General features: G+C 70.4%; 18 protein-coding genes and 2 pseudogenes. 8 read left to right on the forward strand and 12 right to left on the reverse strand.

Annotated features, from left to right (window positions below; translation table 11 throughout):
* The 7 genes and pseudogenes from ABTX62_RS29665 to ABTX62_RS29695 all read right to left on the reverse strand — a co-directional run.
* Positions 1 to 235: pseudogene (locus tag ABTX62_RS29665) on the reverse strand (ABC transporter substrate-binding protein); the annotation flags it as partial.
* 416 nt (positions 236 to 651) lie between these two features.
* Positions 652 to 1,095 carry a cupin domain-containing protein gene (locus tag ABTX62_RS29670; protein ID WP_352119058.1) on the reverse strand — a complete coding sequence of 148 codons (444 nt, stop codon included), beginning with the start codon at positions 1,093 to 1,095 and terminating at the stop codon, positions 652 to 654.
* A gap of 248 nt (positions 1,096 to 1,343) precedes the next feature.
* Entirely contained in the window at positions 1,344 to 2,078 is a 735-nt protein-coding gene (locus ABTX62_RS29675; protein WP_352119059.1) for an SDR family NAD(P)-dependent oxidoreductase, read from the reverse strand.
* 77 nt (positions 2,079 to 2,155) lie between these two features.
* Positions 2,156 to 3,265, reverse strand: a complete 1,110-nt coding sequence (locus tag ABTX62_RS29680; protein WP_352119060.1) for an alanine racemase — start codon at positions 3,263 to 3,265, stop codon at positions 2,156 to 2,158.
* A 134-nt stretch (positions 3,266 to 3,399) separates the two neighbouring features.
* Positions 3,400 to 3,888 carry a RidA family protein gene (locus ABTX62_RS29685; protein WP_352119061.1) on the reverse strand — a complete coding sequence of 163 codons (489 nt, stop codon included), beginning with the start codon at positions 3,886 to 3,888 and terminating at the stop codon, positions 3,400 to 3,402.
* Between the two features lie 506 nt (positions 3,889 to 4,394).
* Positions 4,395 to 4,604 (reverse strand): DUF2180 family protein, encoded by a 210-nt coding sequence (locus tag ABTX62_RS29690; RefSeq protein WP_352119062.1) that lies wholly within the window; start codon positions 4,602 to 4,604, stop codon positions 4,395 to 4,397.
* Between the two features lie 375 nt (positions 4,605 to 4,979).
* Positions 4,980 to 5,666 carry a GntR family transcriptional regulator gene (locus ABTX62_RS29695; protein WP_352119063.1) on the reverse strand — a complete coding sequence of 229 codons (687 nt, stop codon included), beginning with the start codon at positions 5,664 to 5,666 and terminating at the stop codon, positions 4,980 to 4,982.
* 105 nt (positions 5,667 to 5,771) lie between these two features.
* Here ABTX62_RS29695 and ABTX62_RS29700 point away from each other — a divergent pair.
* From ABTX62_RS29700 to solA, 3 genes and pseudogenes are all read left to right on the forward strand, one after another.
* A pseudogene (locus ABTX62_RS29700) lies at positions 5,772 to 6,074 on the forward strand (hypothetical protein); the annotation flags it as partial.
* A gap of 63 nt (positions 6,075 to 6,137) precedes the next feature.
* Positions 6,138 to 7,541, forward strand: coding sequence for an NAD(P)/FAD-dependent oxidoreductase (locus ABTX62_RS29705; protein ID WP_352119115.1), 1,404 nt, complete (start codon positions 6,138 to 6,140; stop codon positions 7,539 to 7,541).
* A gap of 20 nt (positions 7,542 to 7,561) precedes the next feature.
* Complete coding sequence (gene solA / locus ABTX62_RS29710; RefSeq protein WP_352119064.1) at positions 7,562 to 8,710, forward strand: N-methyl-L-tryptophan oxidase; 1,149 nt, start codon at positions 7,562 to 7,564, stop codon at positions 8,708 to 8,710.
* A gap of 142 nt (positions 8,711 to 8,852) precedes the next feature.
* On the opposite strand, the gene ABTX62_RS29715 is transcribed toward solA, so the two are convergent.
* Both ABTX62_RS29715 and ABTX62_RS29720 read right to left on the reverse strand, forming a co-directional pair.
* Positions 8,853 to 10,031, reverse strand: coding sequence for an acyl-CoA dehydrogenase family protein (locus ABTX62_RS29715; protein WP_352119065.1), 1,179 nt, complete (start codon positions 10,029 to 10,031; stop codon positions 8,853 to 8,855).
* Positions 10,032 to 10,107: 76 nt separating this feature from the next.
* Positions 10,108 to 10,482, reverse strand: coding sequence for a four-helix bundle copper-binding protein (locus tag ABTX62_RS29720; RefSeq protein ID WP_352119066.1), 375 nt, complete (start codon positions 10,480 to 10,482; stop codon positions 10,108 to 10,110).
* Positions 10,483 to 10,601: 119 nt separating this feature from the next.
* Between ABTX62_RS29720 and ABTX62_RS29725 the strand changes: the two genes are divergently transcribed.
* The 4 genes from ABTX62_RS29725 (at position 10,602) to ABTX62_RS29740 (ending at position 13,464) form a co-directional block, all read left to right on the forward strand.
* Positions 10,602 to 10,964, forward strand: a complete 363-nt coding sequence (locus ABTX62_RS29725) for a DUF6479 family protein (RefSeq protein ID WP_352119067.1) — start codon at positions 10,602 to 10,604, stop codon at positions 10,962 to 10,964.
* A gap of 180 nt (positions 10,965 to 11,144) precedes the next feature.
* Positions 11,145 to 11,600, forward strand: coding sequence for a hypothetical protein (locus ABTX62_RS29730; RefSeq protein ID WP_352119068.1), 456 nt, complete (start codon positions 11,145 to 11,147; stop codon positions 11,598 to 11,600).
* Between the two features lie 124 nt (positions 11,601 to 11,724).
* A complete protein-coding gene (locus tag ABTX62_RS29735) occupies positions 11,725 to 12,210 on the forward strand; it encodes a cation:proton antiporter regulatory subunit (protein ID WP_352119069.1) in 486 nt (161 codons plus the stop codon).
* Positions 12,211 to 12,216: 6 nt separating this feature from the next.
* Positions 12,217 to 13,464, forward strand: coding sequence for a cation:proton antiporter (locus ABTX62_RS29740; protein ID WP_352119070.1), 1,248 nt, complete (start codon positions 12,217 to 12,219; stop codon positions 13,462 to 13,464).
* 50 nt (positions 13,465 to 13,514) lie between these two features.
* Here ABTX62_RS29740 and ABTX62_RS29745 read toward each other — a convergent pair whose 3' ends face one another.
* Both ABTX62_RS29745 and ABTX62_RS29750 read right to left on the reverse strand, forming a co-directional pair.
* Positions 13,515 to 14,096 (reverse strand): Rv1733c family protein, encoded by a 582-nt coding sequence (locus tag ABTX62_RS29745; RefSeq protein WP_352119071.1) that lies wholly within the window; start codon positions 14,094 to 14,096, stop codon positions 13,515 to 13,517.
* Between the two features lie 75 nt (positions 14,097 to 14,171).
* Entirely contained in the window at positions 14,172 to 15,272 is a 1,101-nt protein-coding gene (locus tag ABTX62_RS29750) for a winged helix DNA-binding domain-containing protein (RefSeq protein WP_352119072.1), read from the reverse strand.
* A gap of 269 nt (positions 15,273 to 15,541) precedes the next feature.
* Here ABTX62_RS29750 and ABTX62_RS29755 point away from each other — a divergent pair, with 269 nt between their 5' ends.
* Positions 15,542 to 16,084, forward strand: coding sequence for a DUF6174 domain-containing protein (locus ABTX62_RS29755; protein ID WP_352119073.1), 543 nt, complete (start codon positions 15,542 to 15,544; stop codon positions 16,082 to 16,084).
* Positions 16,085 to 16,133: 49 nt separating this feature from the next.
* Here the strand turns inward: ABTX62_RS29755 and ABTX62_RS29760 are convergent, their stop codons facing one another.
* Positions 16,134 to 16,724 carry a hemerythrin domain-containing protein gene (locus tag ABTX62_RS29760; RefSeq protein WP_352119074.1) on the reverse strand — a complete coding sequence of 197 codons (591 nt, stop codon included), beginning with the start codon at positions 16,722 to 16,724 and terminating at the stop codon, positions 16,134 to 16,136.
* Positions 16,725 to 16,729 lie beyond the last annotated feature (5 nt).

Genomic DNA, 16,729 nt, shown 5'->3' on the forward strand with positions numbered 1-16,729 from the left:
TGACCTGGATGCCGGTCTCCTGCGTGAACGGCGTGTAGATCGCCTTCTGCAGAGCCGCACCATAGGAACCGCCACTGTCACGGACGACCACCATCTTGCCGCCCTTCCCACCACTCCCACCGGCTGTCCGGCTGGATCCGGTGCCGCAGGCGGCGAGGGAGGGAAGAGCTGCGAGGGCGGCCAGGCCGCCTGCTCCGCGCAGGAGCGCTCTACGACCGATCTGGGCATCACTCATGGCAATACTCCTCATCTGGGGACGCGTGGGACCAGCTGTGCGGGGGCTTTGCCTCGCATGCGGGGGGGGGATCGTTCGGGGCGGCGAACGCGGACAGAACATCGCCCGCTTGCCTTGCCGATCGCCGTTTGGGGCGCGTGTTCGCCGTGGATCGAAGTTCCCGACGAGCTTGTCGCGGGAGCGACGTCGGCTGGGTGACCGGGGGGTGGCGGTGGGGAAACTGGAGCCGGGACAGGGGGTGACCAGCGGAGTGGGGTGGCCCTCAGCAGAGCCGGAGCATGAGGGCTCTGGTGAGGGATGAAGCAGATTCTGGCCTGCGGCTGAGGGACGGGCCGAGCGGACCATCGGCCCCGGCGGCGTTGCTCAGCAGGTGGCTTCGTGCAAACCCTCAAGGCGATCGGGGCCGGGCATCGGCATCACGTCACGGTCACGTAGATCTTGCGCACGGTTTCGATGGTCTTCCAGACGCCGACGTAGCCCGGCTTCATGACGAAGCTGTCGCCGGCCTGGTAGATCACCGGCTCGCCGCCTTCGGGTGTGAGTTCGACGATGCCGGAGAGGATGTGGCAGAACTCGAAGGTCTCGCCCTTGATCGAGCGCATCTCGCCGGGCGTCGCTTCCCAGACACCCGTATGGATCGACTCCCCACGGGCGACGTCCTGGGCCCAGGTCCGAAAAGCGGGGTCGCCGGAAATCAGGCGTTCCGGGAGCGGGCCGGACTCTCGCGGCGTGAAGGAGGGATTGGTGTCGATGGCCTTCAGGAGCGACATGTCTTTCCTTTTGGAGCTTGAGAAGTTGGTGGCCGCGGCCACGGTCGACGAGCTGCTGCCAAGCGGCGTCTGACACACGCTCGTGGGCATGGCCCGTTCCCGATGTGCGGAGGCCGATACGAGGCGTCGTGGCTGGTGCCGAGGTGGCCGGGTGGCTCGGATACGGTTGTCGGCACGGGCGCACTGAGGGTGACGCCGTTCGCGTGGAGCAGGCGAACGGGGCACGCGCTCGACGCTTGTTCGACAGTTCATGCCGCAATCGGCGGACGCCCGAGGCAGAAGGAGCGACGGAGAACAGGTCGTCAGCTCCTTGCTGATGGTGATGCCCAGCAGGGTGTTCAGCCGGCGGTGTACCCGCCGTCGACGGTCAGGACCGATCCGGTCACGTACGACGACTCCCGCGAGGCGAAGAAGAGCACCGCGTCAGCGACTTCTTCAGGGGTGGCGAGGCGTTGGAGCGGGATCGTGCTCTCGCGCTGACGGCGGTAGCCCTCGGGGTCAGGCCTGCGCTGGAACGCCGCTTCGATGATCGGTGTGGCGGTCAGACCCGGAGCGACGACGTTGACCCGGATGTTGCGCGGCGCCCATTCGATCGCGGCGCCCTTGGCGAGCATGATGAGGCCCCCCTTGGCGGCGGAATACAGGACCTGCCCGGACATGCCGACCATGCCCAGCCGTGAACTGACGCAGACGAACGAGCCGCCGGTCTCGGGCATCAGCGGGGCGAAGTGCTTCATCACCAGGAACGCGCTGAGCAGGTTGCTCTCGAGCACCTTCCTCGCGTCGTCGCAGGCCATCTCGGTGAGCGGACCGTCGGCCTGCAGGCCGTGGTTGAGGACGACGACGTCGACGGTGCCGAAGGTCTCCGCGGCCTGCTTGGCCAGGTGCTCGACGAACGTCTCGTCGTTGAGGTCCCCGGGAACGTACAGATCGTCGGGCTCAGCGCTGTCGAGCCGCTCCCTGCGGCCGGTGAGCAGGAGCCGCCCGCCCTCACGGCGGAAGTGGGAACTCACCGCCTGCCCTATGCCACTGCTGGCGCCTGTCACCAGGGCCGTGACGTTCTTGAGTCTCATGTCAGGCACTCCTCGTTACGGGGGAGGTCGGTCGGGGGTGGGGGCTTGGGGAGGACGGGGGTCTCGTCCCGTTCCGGTCAGTTGAGGAATCCGCGGGCGTCGACCGGCCAGCGCTCCAGCGACGTGCCCGTGCTGTCGGTGACGATCAGTTCCTCGAAACCGAGGACGACGGGGCATACATGGTTGGGCACCACCGGTACGACGCTTCCGACGCTGGGGCGGAAATCGCCGTCCGGCAGCGGGAGGAACCCGTGGTACTCGTTGACCTTGGACAGGACCGCCTTCGTGCCGGCGATGCCGCCGTAGCCGATCTCGGGACTGCCTTCTTTGCTGAGGGCCTTGCTGCCCACATCGACGATGACCTGGTCGGGGACCCAGTCACTGACCACGGTCCCGGCGACGAACAGTGCGATCTGGTCCTCCGCGCAAGCACCCAGCCGGGCGTTGTTCAGATCGCCGAAGACGTACTCGCCGGGACGGATCTCGGTGATCACGCTGCTGCTGGTGGAGAACTCGACGGTGGGCGTGGAGCCGGCGCTGACCACCTCTGCGGTGACCCCGACGCCTTCGAGGCTGCGTACCGCGGTGGTGAGCGCGGCTTCCTGGTCCTGCGCGGCACGCCGACGAGCGTCGCGACCGGCGCAGCCGTGACCGGGATACGTGAAGACGCCTGCCGGCACCAGACCGCGCTTGCGGGCGGCGAGCGCGAGGTCGCCCGCGAGCTCGGGCGGCGCCCCGGAACGACGGGCGCCGCAGTCCACCTCGATCACGACCTGCAGGCGGTCCGGTTCGTCTCCCATCGCGTCGGCGAGGGCCTCGATCGCCGCGACGTTGTCGACGCCGACCCGCAGCCGGGCGGATTCGGCGAGCCGGCGGATCCGGGGCTTCTTCGATCCCGCGGCCCAGATCGGGTAGGCGAGGAAGATGTCGTCGAAGCCGGCCGCGGCGAAGACCTCTGCCTCACCGACGTTTCCCGCGGTGATCCCGACCGCGCCGGCCTCGATCTGGCGCCGACCGATCTCCACGCACTTGTGTGTCTTGACGTGCGGCCTGACCTTGATGTTGTGCTGGTCGGCGAAGCCCTGCATGCGGTCGATGTTGCCCTGCATGACGTCGACCAGCACGATCGGCGCGGGGGTGTCGATCCGCTCGACCAGAGCGTCGAGTGCTCGTTGCAGCTGATTCACGCTGCCCTCCTTGTGGTTCTGCCTGCAACGATCGAGGGGAAATGATCGAGGGGCGCGGGTGCTGACTCCCCTCGATGCCAAACGTTCGTGCCCCGCGATATCGCGCACTCGGGTACACCGCCGTCGGGGCCGCCCTACGCAGCGGTGATGACCATCTGGATCTCGACCGGGGTGTTGAGCGGCAGCCCGGCGACACCGATCGCGGTGCGGGCGTGCCGTCCGTTCTCGCCCAGTACCTCGATGAGCAGTTCACTGGCCGCGTTGGCGACCTGCGACTGCTCACCGAAGTCCGGCGTACTGGCCACGAAGACCAGCATCTGCACGATCCGGACCCGGTCCAGATCGCCCACCGCCTGCACGGCGGCCGCAAGGCAGTTCAGCACGGCATGGCGCGCGAGCTCCTTCGCGGTCTCCAGCTCCAGGTCCCGGCCGACAACGCCCTGACCCAGCAGCACACCGTCCCGGTAAGGGAGTTGGCCGGAGATGTGAATGCTGGAGCCCACCGCCCGGTGGTGCACGTAGTACGGGTTCTCCCGGAGCGCGGGAAGGGCCAGTCCCAGGGCCTGAAGCCGATCGGAAGCCGAGTCGGTGTTCGCTGCCGAAGACTCATGATTCTTGATCATCTGCACTCGGCTCTCCTCTCGAGGAACGGCGGCGATAAAACCCCTTATGGTGGCTTAAAACCGTCAACCTATTGTCGTTTGTCGACCATATGGCTGTCCGTCGAGCACTGTCAATACGAACTTCAACCTCGAACGCGGCCGCGGAATCAGTTCGAGAGTGCGACGTGGCGGTTCAGGGCAAGCGCGCAGCGGCCCTTCTGGAAGCGCCTGTCGCGTGAGACGCCAGGCGGGTTCGGGACTGACCGAGTACCTACGGGCACTCGCGGGCCGGGGGGAACGCCGGCCCCATCACCGCGCCGGGACGACCGCCGGCAAGGACATCATGGATACTCTGCCGTCGGCGGTCGCGCCTCCGGAACGGCGCACCCACCGTGGCCGCGACTGAGGCCCGGACGCCGCACCAGTGCGCGGGACGGCATCCGGGCAGGCCGAGAACGGGGCGCTCGGACGGGCGACGCGCGTTCGGCGACCGGAGATGATGCGGTGCGACAAGCGCACCATGCGGGTCAGTGCGCCATCTCGGCCATGTCGCAGGTGTGGCAGACCACCCTGCGCGCAGGGATGCGCCCGTAGGCAGCACCCATGCCGACCCGGCGGGTGACCTGTACCTGTCGTACGCGGGCATGGTTCTCACAGGGGACCAAGCCGCAGCGCGAGCACACACCGATGCCGGTGGTGTCGCTGCGCGCTTCCTGGAGGCAGTCGTAGCACCTCATGTTCAACTCCGATTTCAGCAGGGGCCAGGCGCAGCAGCCCCCCCCCCATGAACAAACCCACCCAGGCCACGCACACCTACTCAAGGAGCTTGAAAACTAAACTTCAGTTTAGACTTTGTCAAGACTGAGATTCAATCGCGATCGCATGGTCAGTGCGCGATGAGTGAAGCCCCTTGACCCGCGCCGGACGGAAGCCGACCGATCGCGGCCACGACAGGAGGCACCCAGGACTCGACGCAGCCGCTCGCTCCGGCATACGCCCGCCGGCGGAGCCTGCACCGATGCCTGCCCGTGGTCGCACACCTCGATCACCGAACGCAGCGGCGTCGACGCCGTGGCGAGCAGGCTTGGATGTTTCACACCGGCGGCATGGCCTCAGACATGCCGGGACGCAGACTCCCCCGGATCTTCCGTCTTGGCCCCCAGCCCCATGGGGAAATGGGCAGCCAGTTCCCGGCCGAACGCGTCGGTGTCGCCACCCAGGGCAACGGCGGCCAACCTCTCGTGCTCGACGACCAGTTGCTGCGGATCGTCGCTGTAGGTGCGGTGGTCGACGCTGAGGTGGAGGCGCAGCTTGGTCTCCCAGCCGTTCCAGAGGCTCTGCAGGACGCCGTGGCCCGAGAGATCGTAGAAGAGCCTGTGGAATCGGAGGTGCGCGTCGATGCTGGTCGGGATGTCGTCCTTCTCCATGGCCCGGCGGAGATCCTCGACGGTTCGCAGCAACTGGGGCCGCTCAGGGCCGCGCAGCGCTTCGGCCGAGAGCTCGGCGGCGTACGGCTCGACACGCAGCCGGACCGAGTCGATCTCAGCGACCTCCCGAGCGCTCACCTCGACGACGAACGCCCCACGGTAGGGGATCTTTACGACGAGGCCTTCCTCCTCCAGCTTGGTCAGCGCCTCGCGCAGCGGGGACCGGCTGATCCCGAGATCCCCGGCGATGTGCGCCTCGCGCAGCTGGCCACCAGGAGGCACGGTCCCATCGAGGATGGCGGCTCGCAGTGTGCGGTAGACACCTTCAGGCGTCGTCGTCCGCTGCTCCTGCCACTCGAACTTGTGGTCCACCCCGTGGCCCTCCCTCAGCGATTGCCGACCACTTGGTCGTTTGTCGACTATACCTCCGCCGGTTACATCGCCGTCATCGAGTGGGCTGCGCCGGTGGATCGCCTCATGCACACGGAAGGGGGCAGCGCCATCCTGCCCCAAGGCGCCCCTCGGACGCTGTTGACAGCTCAGACATGTTTGGTCGACAATCGACCAGATACCCATACGTCACCACGCACCTATCAAGGCCTCCCTCCAGCGCAGGTCAGCGGCTCCGAGGCCCTCCATCCGCGGGCGTGGAGGGCCTCGGGGCCGGCGCCGGCACCCGCTCAGGCACCTCGCCGCTCCCCCGAAAAGATCGCTGCCGCCGTCCTCTTCCTCGCGTCGTCTGAGTCCTCGTACATCACCGGGGCAACCCGCCCCGTCGACGGCGGCCACACCGCCTTCCAGCACCGGCCCACACGGTTCCCAGACACAGAAGAAGGACACGACATGAACGCGCTTGCGGCACCACCCCGAAACGGAGAGCTCGGCTTCTGGGTGACCCAACTGGCCGACAAGAGGCCCTCGTTCCCCCGCTTCACCGGCCAGGACACCGTCGACGTGGCCATTGTCGGCGGCGGCTACACCGGCCTGTGGGCGGCGTACTTCGCCAAGAAGCTCGAACCGTCGCTCTCGGTCGCCGTCTTCGAGGCCGAACAGGTGGGCTACGGCGCGTCGGGGCGCAACGGTGGCTGGCTCTCGGCCATGCCGCCGGGAAACCGTGCCGCCTTCGCCCGCGTCGGCGGAGGGCTGGAGGCGAGCCGGGCGCTGCAGCAGGAGTTCGTCGCCGGCGTCGACGCGGTCCTGGACATCCTTGAGGCCGAGGGCATCGATGCCGATCAGCACAAGGGCGGAGCGCTCGTCGCCGCCCACACGCGGGCGGGGCTGGGCCGCCTTGTCACCAGGCGTGATGCCGACCTGAAGTACGGGCTGACCGAAGACGAAGTCCACCTGCTCGACCGGGACGAGTTCCAGTCCCGGATCAACATCTCCACCGTCCACGGCGGACTCTTCTACCAGCACTGCGCGCGGATCCACCCCGCGAAACTCGTCTACGGCCTCGCCGACACCCTGACCGCCATGGGCGTCAGGATCTACGAGAGCAGCCGAGTGGACAGTGTCGCGGGCAAGACCCTCACCCTGGCCGACGGACGTGTCACCGCGGCCAGGACGTTCATCTGCACCGAAGGCTACTCGGGACAACTGCTGGGCCGCCGGAGCCTGATCCCCGTCAATTCCTCGATGATCGTGACCAAGCCCCTGCCGGAGGAGGCATGGCAGCGGATCGGCTGGGACGGGCCCCAGTGCCTCAACGACTCCGCGCACACCTTCATCTACGCCCAGCGGACGTCGGACGGCCGTATCGCCATGGGGGGCCGCGGTGTCCCCTACCGCTTCGGGTCCGGCACGGGGGGAGCCGGTGCGACCGCCCGCTCCACCATCGACCTGATCTCGCACAAGCTCAGTACCTTCTTCCCGGGCATCCCCTTCGAGGTGGATCACGCCTGGTCGGGAGTCCTGGGCGTCACGCGTGACTGGAACGGCGGCGTGCACTGGGACCCGGCATCCGGGATCGGATCGTCCACCGGCTACGCGGGACACGGTGTCACGGCGGCCTATGTCGGCGGCAGGACTCTCGTGGAGCTCGCCTTCGAGAAGGAAACCGAACGGACCACGCTTCCCTGGGTGGGCTACCGGGCGCCGAAGTGGGAACCGGAGCCCATCCGCTGGCTGGGTGTTCATGCCATGTACCGGCTCTTCGGTATCGCGGACCAGTGGGAAGAGCGCAGGGGCTCCAGCAAGACCTCACTCCTGGCCCGATTCGGCAGCCGCCTCGCCGGACTTCACGAGTAGACGAAAAGGAAACTGCTCTCATGGACGCACAACTCGCAGTCATCGGCCTGGGCAGCATCGGGAGCATGGCCCTGTGGCAGGCCTCCCGGCTGTCCGGCTCGGTGGTGGGCTTCGAGGCAGCCACCCCCGCCCACGGCCGCAGTGCCGTGGGCGGGGACACCCGCCTGTTCCGCATGATCTACCTCGGGAGGCCCGAGTACTACCCCATCATCGAACGCTCCCGCGGCCTCTGGGCCGAGCTCGAAGCCGAAACCGGGCAGCAGGACATCCTCACGCCTACCGGGGGCCTGTCCATCGGGACAGCGAACGGCAGCTACATCAACAGCCTCCTCGAGGCAACGCGCATCACCGGAGCCGAGCACCACGTCCTCAGCCGGGAGGAGTTGGCCGAACGCTACCCGCAGCACAATCTCCGCCCCGACGACTGCGCCGTCTATGACCCCCACGGCGGCGTGCTGCGCACCGACCGCGCCGTCAGCGCCGCCGTCGCGGCGGCCCAGGCCAACGGCGCCACCGTCCTGCAGAACACACCCGTGGACAGCATCACCGAAACCGGACACGGCGTGGTCGTCACCTCGGGCGACAGAACCTGGACGTTCGAGAAGGTCATCGTCGCCTCGGGCGGCTGGTCCCGAAGGCTCATGCCCGACCACCTCAAGGCCGTCACGGAAACCCATCGGATCGTCCTGACCTGGTTCGTCGCCCAGGACGGCACGCAGTTCTCGCCGGAGAACTTCCCCGCCTTCAGCCGGTGGTACGAGGATCGCTCCATGTACGGCGCACCCGCCGTCGACGGCGTGACGGTCAAGGCCTCGGTGGACGGACCGGTGGCCGGGCGCGCAAGGGCGACCCCCGACCCGGACGCCGTGCCCAGGGAGCTCACCCGGGAAGAAGTCGAAAAGGTCACCGAGATCGTCACCGAATTCTTCCCCGGCCTGATCCCCACCATCGCGCGCGCCGACGCCTTCCCCGACCTCTTCACCCAGGACAGGCATCCCCTCATCGGCTGGCTGGATCAGAACAGCAGCATCTACTGCGCCACCGGATTCTCCGGCAAGGGCTTCAAAATGGCGACCGGCTACGGCCACATCGCCGCACACGAGGCGCTCGGCAAGCAGACCGTCGAAGGCCTGGACTTCGTGCGCCCGGACCGGTTCAGGACCAGGTGACCGCCCACCCGCGGCTGAGGCGGGCGTCGGCCCACCCGGCCGCCGTACCGCGAGCGCCCCGAGGGCAGCGATGGAGATCCCGTTGGTTCTCGGTGCCAACCATCCTCGGTATGTGACAACCAGCGTCGGTGGTCACATCCCGTCAGCGCCGTACCCTCGGCATCCCCAGGCCGATCCAGGAGATGATCTCCCGCTGGATCTCGTTGTTGCCGCCGCCGAAGGTGAAGATCACGGCCGAGCGGTAGCCGCGTTCCAGTTCGCCGTGCAGGACCGCGCCGGCCGAGCCCTCCTTCAGGGAGCCGGGGGCCGCGACGATCTCCATGAGCCAGGCGTAGGCGTCGCGGCGGGCCTCGGAGCCGTAGACCTTGACGGCCGAGGCGTCCTGCGGGGTGAGGGTGCCGTCCTGGACCGCGCCGACCATCTGCCAGTTCAGCAGTTTCAGCGCGTCCAGCCGGGCGTGGGTGCGGGCCAGGAGGCGGCGCACCCAGGGAAGGTCGACCACGCGGCGGCCGTCGGCGAGTTTGGTCTCCGTCGCCCAGCGCCGCACGTCGTGCAGGGCGCGGATCGCCATGGTGCCGTGGGCGGCCAGGGTCACGCGCTCGTGGTTGAGCTGGTTGGTGATCAGCCGCCAGCCCTGGTTCTCGGCGCCGACCCGGCGGGAGACGGGAACGCGGACGTTCTCGTAGTAGCTGGCGGTGGTGTCGTGGGAGGCGAGGGTGTTGATCAGGGTGCAGGAGTAGCCGGGGTCGGTGGTCGGCACCAGGAGCATGGTGATGCCCTGGTGCGGCGGGGCGTCGGGGTCGGTGCGCACGGCCAGCCACACCCAGTCGGCCGTGTCGCCGTTGGTGGTCCAGATCTTCTGGCCGTCGACGACGTACTCGTCGCCCTGGCGGACCGCCTTGGTGCGCAGGGACGCCAGGTCGGTGCCCGCGCCGGGCTCGCTGTAGCCGATGGCGAAGTCGATCTCGCCGGAGAGGATCCTCGACAGGAAGTACGCCTTCTGCTCGTCGGTGCCGTACTGCATGATCGTCGGGCCGACGGTGTTCAGCGCCATGAGCGGCAGCGGGACGCCGGCCTGGGCGGCCTCGTCGAAGAAGATGAACTGCTCCATGGCCGTCAGGCCGCGTCCGCCGTACTCGGTCGGCCAGCCCACACCGAGCCAGCCGTCCCTGCCCAGCCGCCGGATGGTCTCGCGGTAGAACCGCTTCTGCTCGGCCGGGGCGCCGGTCCGGGCGTACCTGTGGTCCGGGACCAGTTCGGCGAAGTAGGACCGCAGTTCGGTGCGCAGCCGCTGCTGCTCGGGCGTGTATTCCAGGTGCACGGCGCCTCCAGGCTCCCAAGGCCGGTCCTGTCGGCGCACACCGTAGAACGTGTTTCAGAAATTGGGAATGGCGTTGTCAGTTCAGGGTGGCGAGGAAGTCCGTGCACGCGCGCGCACATGCCCGGCATGCCGCCGCCGAGTCCTCCGCTCCTGGTTGTCGGTCGAAGACGTGGGCGGCCTCCAGGCACACGGTCCGGCACCACTCCACCTGGACCCGGATGCTGCTCTCGTCCGCCTGGTTCTGCTCGGACAGCACACGGCAGGTCGCGTCGCAGACCTCCGCGCACATGATGCCCTTGCGCCGTACGAGTTCCTGGTTCTCGGTGCCGTCGGGATCCACGAGGCTCGCGCGCAGCGCGCAGGCCCGCGCACACTCGGTGCACGCCTGCGCACAGGCGAAACGGTCCTCCAGGAACCGGAACAGCTCCTGCTGGGATGTCGTCGAAGTCACACCGCGCGGGTAGCCCCGGTCGATGCCGGTCAAACCCGGTGTTCCCACGGGTTCCGTCCGGCGCGGCGGCCGCCTGCGTCCAGCGGGTTCACGGAGGGGACCAGGGGTACCCGCGTGCCATGAATAGCGCATGGATGGAGATGGCCGCGGGCCGTGGCGCCGTCGGCATCGGGCTGATCGTGGCGGGTGTGGTGGTCGTGGCCCTGCTGTTGGGGGCCTTCGTCCTCGGCGTCCGCGTCAAGCGCAGGGAACTGCCCACACCGCGTCCGGACGAGCAGCCGCGGCTGCCCGACGGGGGGCCGGTCCGCGAGACGAGTGAGCGCCGGGAGCCCGAGGAGGTTCCCAGGAGCGAGGACCGCCTGACCCCGCACCAGTTGAAGGGACACGGCAACATGAGCGACCGGACGAACCCGTCGCAGGAGCGTCCTCGCTGGAACGACGGCAGCAGCGGATCCTTCGGCAGCGGCGGCCCGGGAGGCTGAGCCCAGGACGCCGGGCGGCCCGGCAGCCGAACGGAAGGGCCCGTGCCTGTGCACGGGCCCTTCCGCATGCCCGCGACCGGATTGCGGCATCTGACGAGGGGCGGCTTCAGGGCCCGGGCGGCATACTGATCTCGGGCCGCGCAGTGATCAGGCCGACGGCCGGAGAGGGGATGACGGGACGTGACCACCGAAGAGCCGGACGGGCGGGGAACTCCCCACGAGCCGCCCGGTGTTCGCCCGTTCCCCGACGAGGTGTGGCTGAGGTTCCTCACCGACTGCGAGTCCGCCATACGCGTCTCCGCGCCCAGGGAACCCTCCGCCGACGAGCGGGCCGCGGGTCGGCGGCTCCAACCCCCGCAGACCGTCGGTGACCTGTGGCAGCCGGAGGACCCGCGGGTCGGCGTGGCGTGGGGTGACCTGGACCGCCGGGCCAAGGTCCGGCGCGTGGGACGGGTCGCCGCCACGGCGGCCGCCGTCGCCCTGGCCCTGGGGGCCTGGTCTCAGCTGTCCACCGGCGCGGGCACCGGCCACAGGCCGGGCGAGGACACGGTGCGGCAGGTCGAGGGTGCGACCGCGCGGCTGCCCACCGCCACACCTCTCCCCTCCGCATCCCCGGTCCCCCAGCCGTCCCGATAGCCCACGCAGGAGGGGTGCGGTGGCGCCCCGCCTCCTAGGATGAGCCGCACAGGCCGGTTCTGGACGCTCGTTCGGGCGGCCCCCCGCAGGCAGGAACGCGCAAGCAGACCGAAGGGGGAGGGAGATGAGCGCGCCACGCCTCAGCAGCACCCCGTTGCCGGGCATAGGAGTCCGCTACGACCTGACGACACGGGAGAGCCGACGCCTGTCGGTGGTCGCGCACCGCGACGGGCACCGGACGATCAGCGCCTACCGCGAGGACGACCCGGACGCCTGCGACCTCTCAGTGCGGCTGACGTCGGAGGAGGCCACCACCCTCATCGACGCCCTGATGCCGGCGCATCACACCCCGAACCTGCTGTCCACCACCGACCTGGGGCTCGTCGCCGAGCGGATCGAGCTGCCCGCCTCCGCTCACTTCAGCGGGCGGCTGCTGGGCGAGTCCCGGATCCGTACCGACACCGGCGCGTCCGTGGTGGCGGTGCTGCGCCGGGCGGAGGCGATCCCCTCCCCCGCCCCGGACTTCCGGCTGGCCGGTGGTGACACCCTCATCGTCATCGGGACCCGCGAGGGCGTGGAGGCGGCCGCAGCGATACTCGGGCGGGAGTGACCCGCCATGCACTCCTCCGCGGTCTTCCTGATCGAGTTCGGCTGTCTCATCCTCGGGCTCGGGCTGCTCGGCCGCCTCGCCGGGCGCTTCCGCTTCTCGCCGATCCCCCTCTACCTGCTGGCCGGGCTCGCCTTCGGGGAGGGCGGACTGCTGCCGCTGGGCGCCAGCGAGGACTTCGTCGCCGTCGGCGCCGAGATCGGGGTCATCCTCCTGCTGCTCATGCTGGGCCTCGAATACACAGCCACCGACCTGGTCTCCCACCTCAGAACCCACTACCCCGCAGGGCTCCTCGACGCCGTCCTCAACGCCCTGCCGGGCGCGGTGCTGGCCCTGCTGCTCGGCTGGGGCCCGGTCGCCGCCGTCGTCCTGGCCGGTGTCACCTGGGTATCCTCCTCCGGCGTCATCGCCAAGATCCTCGGCGACCTGGGGCGGCTGGGCAATCGTGAGACACCGGCCATCCTCAGCATCCTGGTCCTGGAAGACCTCTCCATGGCGGTGTACCTGCCCATCGTCACGGCCCTGCTGGCGGGGGTGGGTCTGGCCGCGGGCGGTGTCACCCTGGCCATCGCCGTGGGCGTGCTGACCCTGGTGCTGGTCCTCGCGGTGCGTTTCGGCCGCCACGTCTCCCGCTTCGTATCCAGCGACGATCCGGAGAAGCTGCTGCTGGTCGTCCTCGGCGTGACCCTCGTGGTCGCGGGTCTCGCCCAGCAGTTGCAGGTGTCGGCCGCGGTGGGCGCCTTCCTGGTCGGCATCGCGCTGTCGGGCGAGGTCGCCGAGGGCGCGACGACTCTGCTGGCGCCGCTGCGCGACCTGTTCGCCGCCGTGTTCTTCGTCTTCTTCGGCCTGCACACCCACCCGGCGAGCATTCCGCCCGTCCTGCTGCCCGCCCTCGCCCTGGCGGCCGTCACCACCGCCACGAAGATCGCCACGGGGTACTGGGCCGCGCGCCGCGCCGGCATCGGGCCCAGGGGCCGTTGGCGGGCCGGCGGCACACTGGTGGCCCGCGGCGAGTTCTCCATCGTCATCGCCGGGCTCGCCGTGACCTCCGGCATCGAGCCCTCGCTCGGTCCCCTGGCCACGGCGTACGTCCTCATCCTGGTCCTGCTCGGCCCCCTGACCGCCCGCTGGACGGAGCCGCTGGCCACACGCCTGGCCGGACGCCCGCGCCGGGCGACCGGGTCAAGGGCGACGCCACCGGTTCCACCAAACGCGCACGAGACCCTCGACGACCAGGACACGGTGGGCCGGGCCTGACCACGCCGCCGGCGCGGCGGATGCGGAGCGCGGGACGGGTACGGCCGGCCTCAGCCCGTCTTCCACCCCCTGCGCGTGTCGATCCGCTCCCACTCCGCCTCCCACCGGGCCAGGCGCCACCGGTCCAGGGCCAGCCGGGTCAACCACATGGTTCCCAGGACCGTGCCGCCGGCGAAGGCCCCCGCGAGTGCGCCGCCCATGGCGGTGTGCAGCCAGGCCTCGCCGCCGGACACCGGTGGGGCCGTGATGTCACCGCTGCGGTTCACCCACACGGGGATGGTGCTCCCGGCTGGAGCCTCGGGTGGCACCCGGGCCTCGTCCTGGTGGGTCGAGCCGTCGGGCGCGGTCCACCGCACCTCGCCCCACACCCGGTGGTCGCTCGCCGTGCGGGCCGGCGACGGGCCGGGCGCGTCCTCGACGACCACGGCCCGGACCTGGCGGCTCTCGGCCCGCTGCCGTTCGACGGCCCGCTCGACCGAGCCCGCCGCCAGCAGTCCGGCGAGCAGTCCGCCGAGCAGGGCGAGCACCCAGCCCCCGAGCACGACCCAGGCTTCGACGACGTCGACGCGCCGTTTGAGCGCATTGCGCCGCCACCGCCACCACCGCACGGTCACGCGCTCTGCGGGTCCCATCGGCCGACACCCCCTCGTGAGTACCGGCAGCACCCTTCCAGTGTGCGCCCGACGGCGGCTGACGCGCACCGCGCGTCAGGCGGGAGACGCGGCGACCCGTACCCGGTCGCTCTCCTCGCCGGAGAGGAAGCGGGCCATCGCGCGCCCTTCGTCGGCGACGGCGGTCCGGTCGGCCCGGGAGAAGGGGCGCAGCGGGGTGACGTGCACGGTGTCGGCCTCGACCGTCCAGGTCGCGGCCACCCTGCCGTCGGCCAGAACGACGCGGGCGCCGGCGACGGACAGCGGGCGGTGCGCGTCGTCGATGATCCGGCTGCGGTCGTGGTAACCGAGGACCGCGTTGTCGAACGCCGGGAGGAATCGCACCGGGGCGGGGGTGCCGGGGTCGGGGCGTGGGGCGCCCGGGAGATCGAGCAGTTCGCGACCGCGTTCGTCCCGGAAGGCGACCAGTTCCTCGCGTACGGCGGAGACCGCGGCGGGCAGCCCGGCGAGGCCGCACCAGGCGCGCAGGTCGGCCGAGGCGGCGGGGCCGAAGGCTGCGAGATAGCGCCGTACCAGGGCCTGGCCCACGGGGTCGGAGCCGTCCGGGGAGAGCGGGTCGATCTCGCGTCCCAGCCAAGAGGACATCAGCGCGTAGCGCACGCCGGCCTTCGTTCGCCACACCCCGCGCGGCGGCAGTTGCACCGTCGGGAGGAGGGCGGCGACCAGCAGCTCGCCGAGGGACCGCGGCCCGGCCGAGGGCCAACGGTCGGCGACGGCCCGCGCGAGTTCGGGCATGGAGCGGGGTTCGCCGTCGGCCATGACCGTCCGGCCCGCCTCGGCGAGTTCGCCGTGATCGACCCCGTCGAGTTCGCGCCGGTAGACCCCGACCACCCGCTGGCGCAGCATGCCGTCGTGGCGGGCGCGCCAGGCGACGGCGTCGTCGGCTGTGACGAGATGGACCGTGCGGCGCATGAGGTGGGTGCGCACCACGCGCCGCCCGGTCAGCAGGTCCGACAACCGGTCCGGGTCGAACGCCCGCAGCCGCGACCAGAGGCCGGGGAACGGCTCCTGGGGTTCCTGCGCCTGGAGACCGCCCAGGTGGGCGATGGCGTCGGGGACCGGCAGGTCGGCGCGCTCGAGGAGCAACTGCCGGGCGAGAGTGGCGCGGTTGAGCGCCCGGATGTCGAGAACGGCCATCGCAGCACCTCGGTCTTCGCGTCGTGTGCCGACCCGTGGTTCAGGGCGTCCGGGCGGCTTGCGCGTTCACGGTGGCACCGGATGCGGTCAGATCATGACCGCATCACGACCACAGGTCGCCGGCGTCCGCCCTGGGGTGAGCGCCCACGAGCAGGACAGGAGACCGAGCCGGCCCTGACCATGCCGGCGGCGGTGGTCGACGGGCCCCGCCGAACGTTTCCCGGACGGCCGGCGTCAAAGCGGTAGCCGTCGTCGAAGGGACCACCACCATGACCGCCGCAGCCTGTGCCGTCCGAGCCGTGTCCGGTGCCGTGCTGAGCGCAGGCCTCATCTGCGCGGTCGCCGCCTGCGGCTCCGGGACGTCGACGAGCCCGACGGCTTCGACGGCCCCGGGGACACCGAGCGCACCGGGCCACAGCGGCGTCTTCTGGCGGGAGCCCGCCTCGTACGCCTACACGCTCCGGTCGAGCGAAGGGGAACGCAGCCTGCTCGGCACCTTCCGGGTCTCGGTCCGCGACGGTGCCGTGGTGAAGGCGGTGGGCCTCGACGGCATGGGCCGCCGCGCGGTCGAGAGCACCCCGGACGCCGTGCCCACCCTCGGCGGACTCCTCACGGAGCTGGAGCAGGCGCGACAGGGCGGCGCGGACACGGCCGAGGCGGAGTACGCGCCCGGCGACGGCCATCCGGTGCGGATCGTCCTGGACTGGGAGGAGAACGCGGTCGACGACGAGGCGCGTTACACCATCAGCGCCTACGCGCCGGCGGACGGACGGCGCGCCGGGGATCCGGCAGAACCCCGCCCGGTGTCGTGACGCGGTCCGGCTCCTCGCGGCCGAGCGCGCCATCGCCTGCGGCCGGGGCTCAGTCCTTGCCCATCGCCTTGCGGACCGCGTCCCTCGTGCGGTCCACGAGGGCCGCGACCGGACCGAGGGCCATATTGGCCGCGCCGGACTCGACGCCCGGGTGGGGGCGGGTGGGCGCCATGGCCTCGGCGGCCTTCACGGCCTTGGCCAAGGAGGCGAGGCGGCCTGCATCGGTGCTCCGGCGGATGTGTGTGAACTCGTAGCGCTCCTCCGCCCGGGCGTGCTCTTGCACGTCCTTGCGCAACTGCGTCAGCTGAAGCATGAACTTCGGGTCGTCGGTGTCCAGTTCGTCCAGGGCGGCGAGGGTCTCCTTGGCCGCCCGCTCCTCGGCCAGCCGATCCTCCACGACCTGCTCACCGCCGGTGACGTTGCGGCGGACGAAGGGATGGACGACCTCCTCCTCGGCGGTCTCGTGCACGGCCAGCAGCCGCACCAGGCGGCGGAAGGCCTCGCGGCGCTCCTCGCCCTGGCTCTGCTCGACCTCGTCGAAGAGGTTGCGGATGTCGCCGTGCTGGCGCATGAGGAGGGCCACCACGTCGGTGTCCGCCGCCCGGTCGTCGCCGGCCTGGGGGGTGTGCATCTCGGGCATGGTCG

The sequence above is a fragment of the Streptomyces sp. NPDC096046 genome, from assembly GCF_040303285.1.
In the GTDB taxonomy this organism is placed as follows: Bacteria; Actinomycetota; Actinomycetes; order Streptomycetales; family Streptomycetaceae; genus Streptomyces.

Bases quoted from the DNA above. Each gene is read 5' to 3' on its own strand.
- ABTX62_RS29670 (WP_352119058.1), bottom strand. From the start codon at position 1,095: ATGCCCACGAGCGTGTGTCAGACGCCGCTTGGCAGCAGCTCGTCGACC.
- ABTX62_RS29675 (WP_352119059.1), bottom strand. From the start codon at position 2,078: ATGAGACTCAAGAACGTCACGGCCCTGGTGACAGGCGCCAGCAGTGGC.
- ABTX62_RS29685 (WP_352119061.1), bottom strand. From the start codon at position 3,888: ATGATCAAGAATCATGAGTCTTCGGCAGCGAACACCGACTCGGCTTCC.
- ABTX62_RS29690 (WP_352119062.1), bottom strand. From the start codon at position 4,604: ATGAGGTGCTACGACTGCCTCCAGGAAGCGCGCAGCGACACCACCGGC.
- ABTX62_RS29705 (WP_352119115.1), top strand. From the start codon at position 6,138: ATGAACGCGCTTGCGGCACCACCCCGAAACGGAGAGCTCGGCTTCTGG.
- solA (WP_352119064.1), top strand. From the start codon at position 7,562: ATGGACGCACAACTCGCAGTCATCGGCCTGGGCAGCATCGGGAGCATG.
- ABTX62_RS29725 (WP_352119067.1), top strand. From the start codon at position 10,602: ATGAATAGCGCATGGATGGAGATGGCCGCGGGCCGTGGCGCCGTCGGC.
- ABTX62_RS29735 (WP_352119069.1), top strand. From the start codon at position 11,725: ATGAGCGCGCCACGCCTCAGCAGCACCCCGTTGCCGGGCATAGGAGTC.
- ABTX62_RS29740 (WP_352119070.1), top strand. From the start codon at position 12,217: ATGCACTCCTCCGCGGTCTTCCTGATCGAGTTCGGCTGTCTCATCCTC.
- ABTX62_RS29745 (WP_352119071.1), bottom strand. From the start codon at position 14,096: ATGGGACCCGCAGAGCGCGTGACCGTGCGGTGGTGGCGGTGGCGGCGC.
- ABTX62_RS29750 (WP_352119072.1), bottom strand. From the start codon at position 15,272: ATGGCCGTTCTCGACATCCGGGCGCTCAACCGCGCCACTCTCGCCCGG.
- ABTX62_RS29755 (WP_352119073.1), top strand. From the start codon at position 15,542: ATGACCGCCGCAGCCTGTGCCGTCCGAGCCGTGTCCGGTGCCGTGCTG.
- ABTX62_RS29760 (WP_352119074.1), bottom strand. From the start codon at position 16,724: ATGCCCGAGATGCACACCCCCCAGGCCGGCGACGACCGGGCGGCGGAC.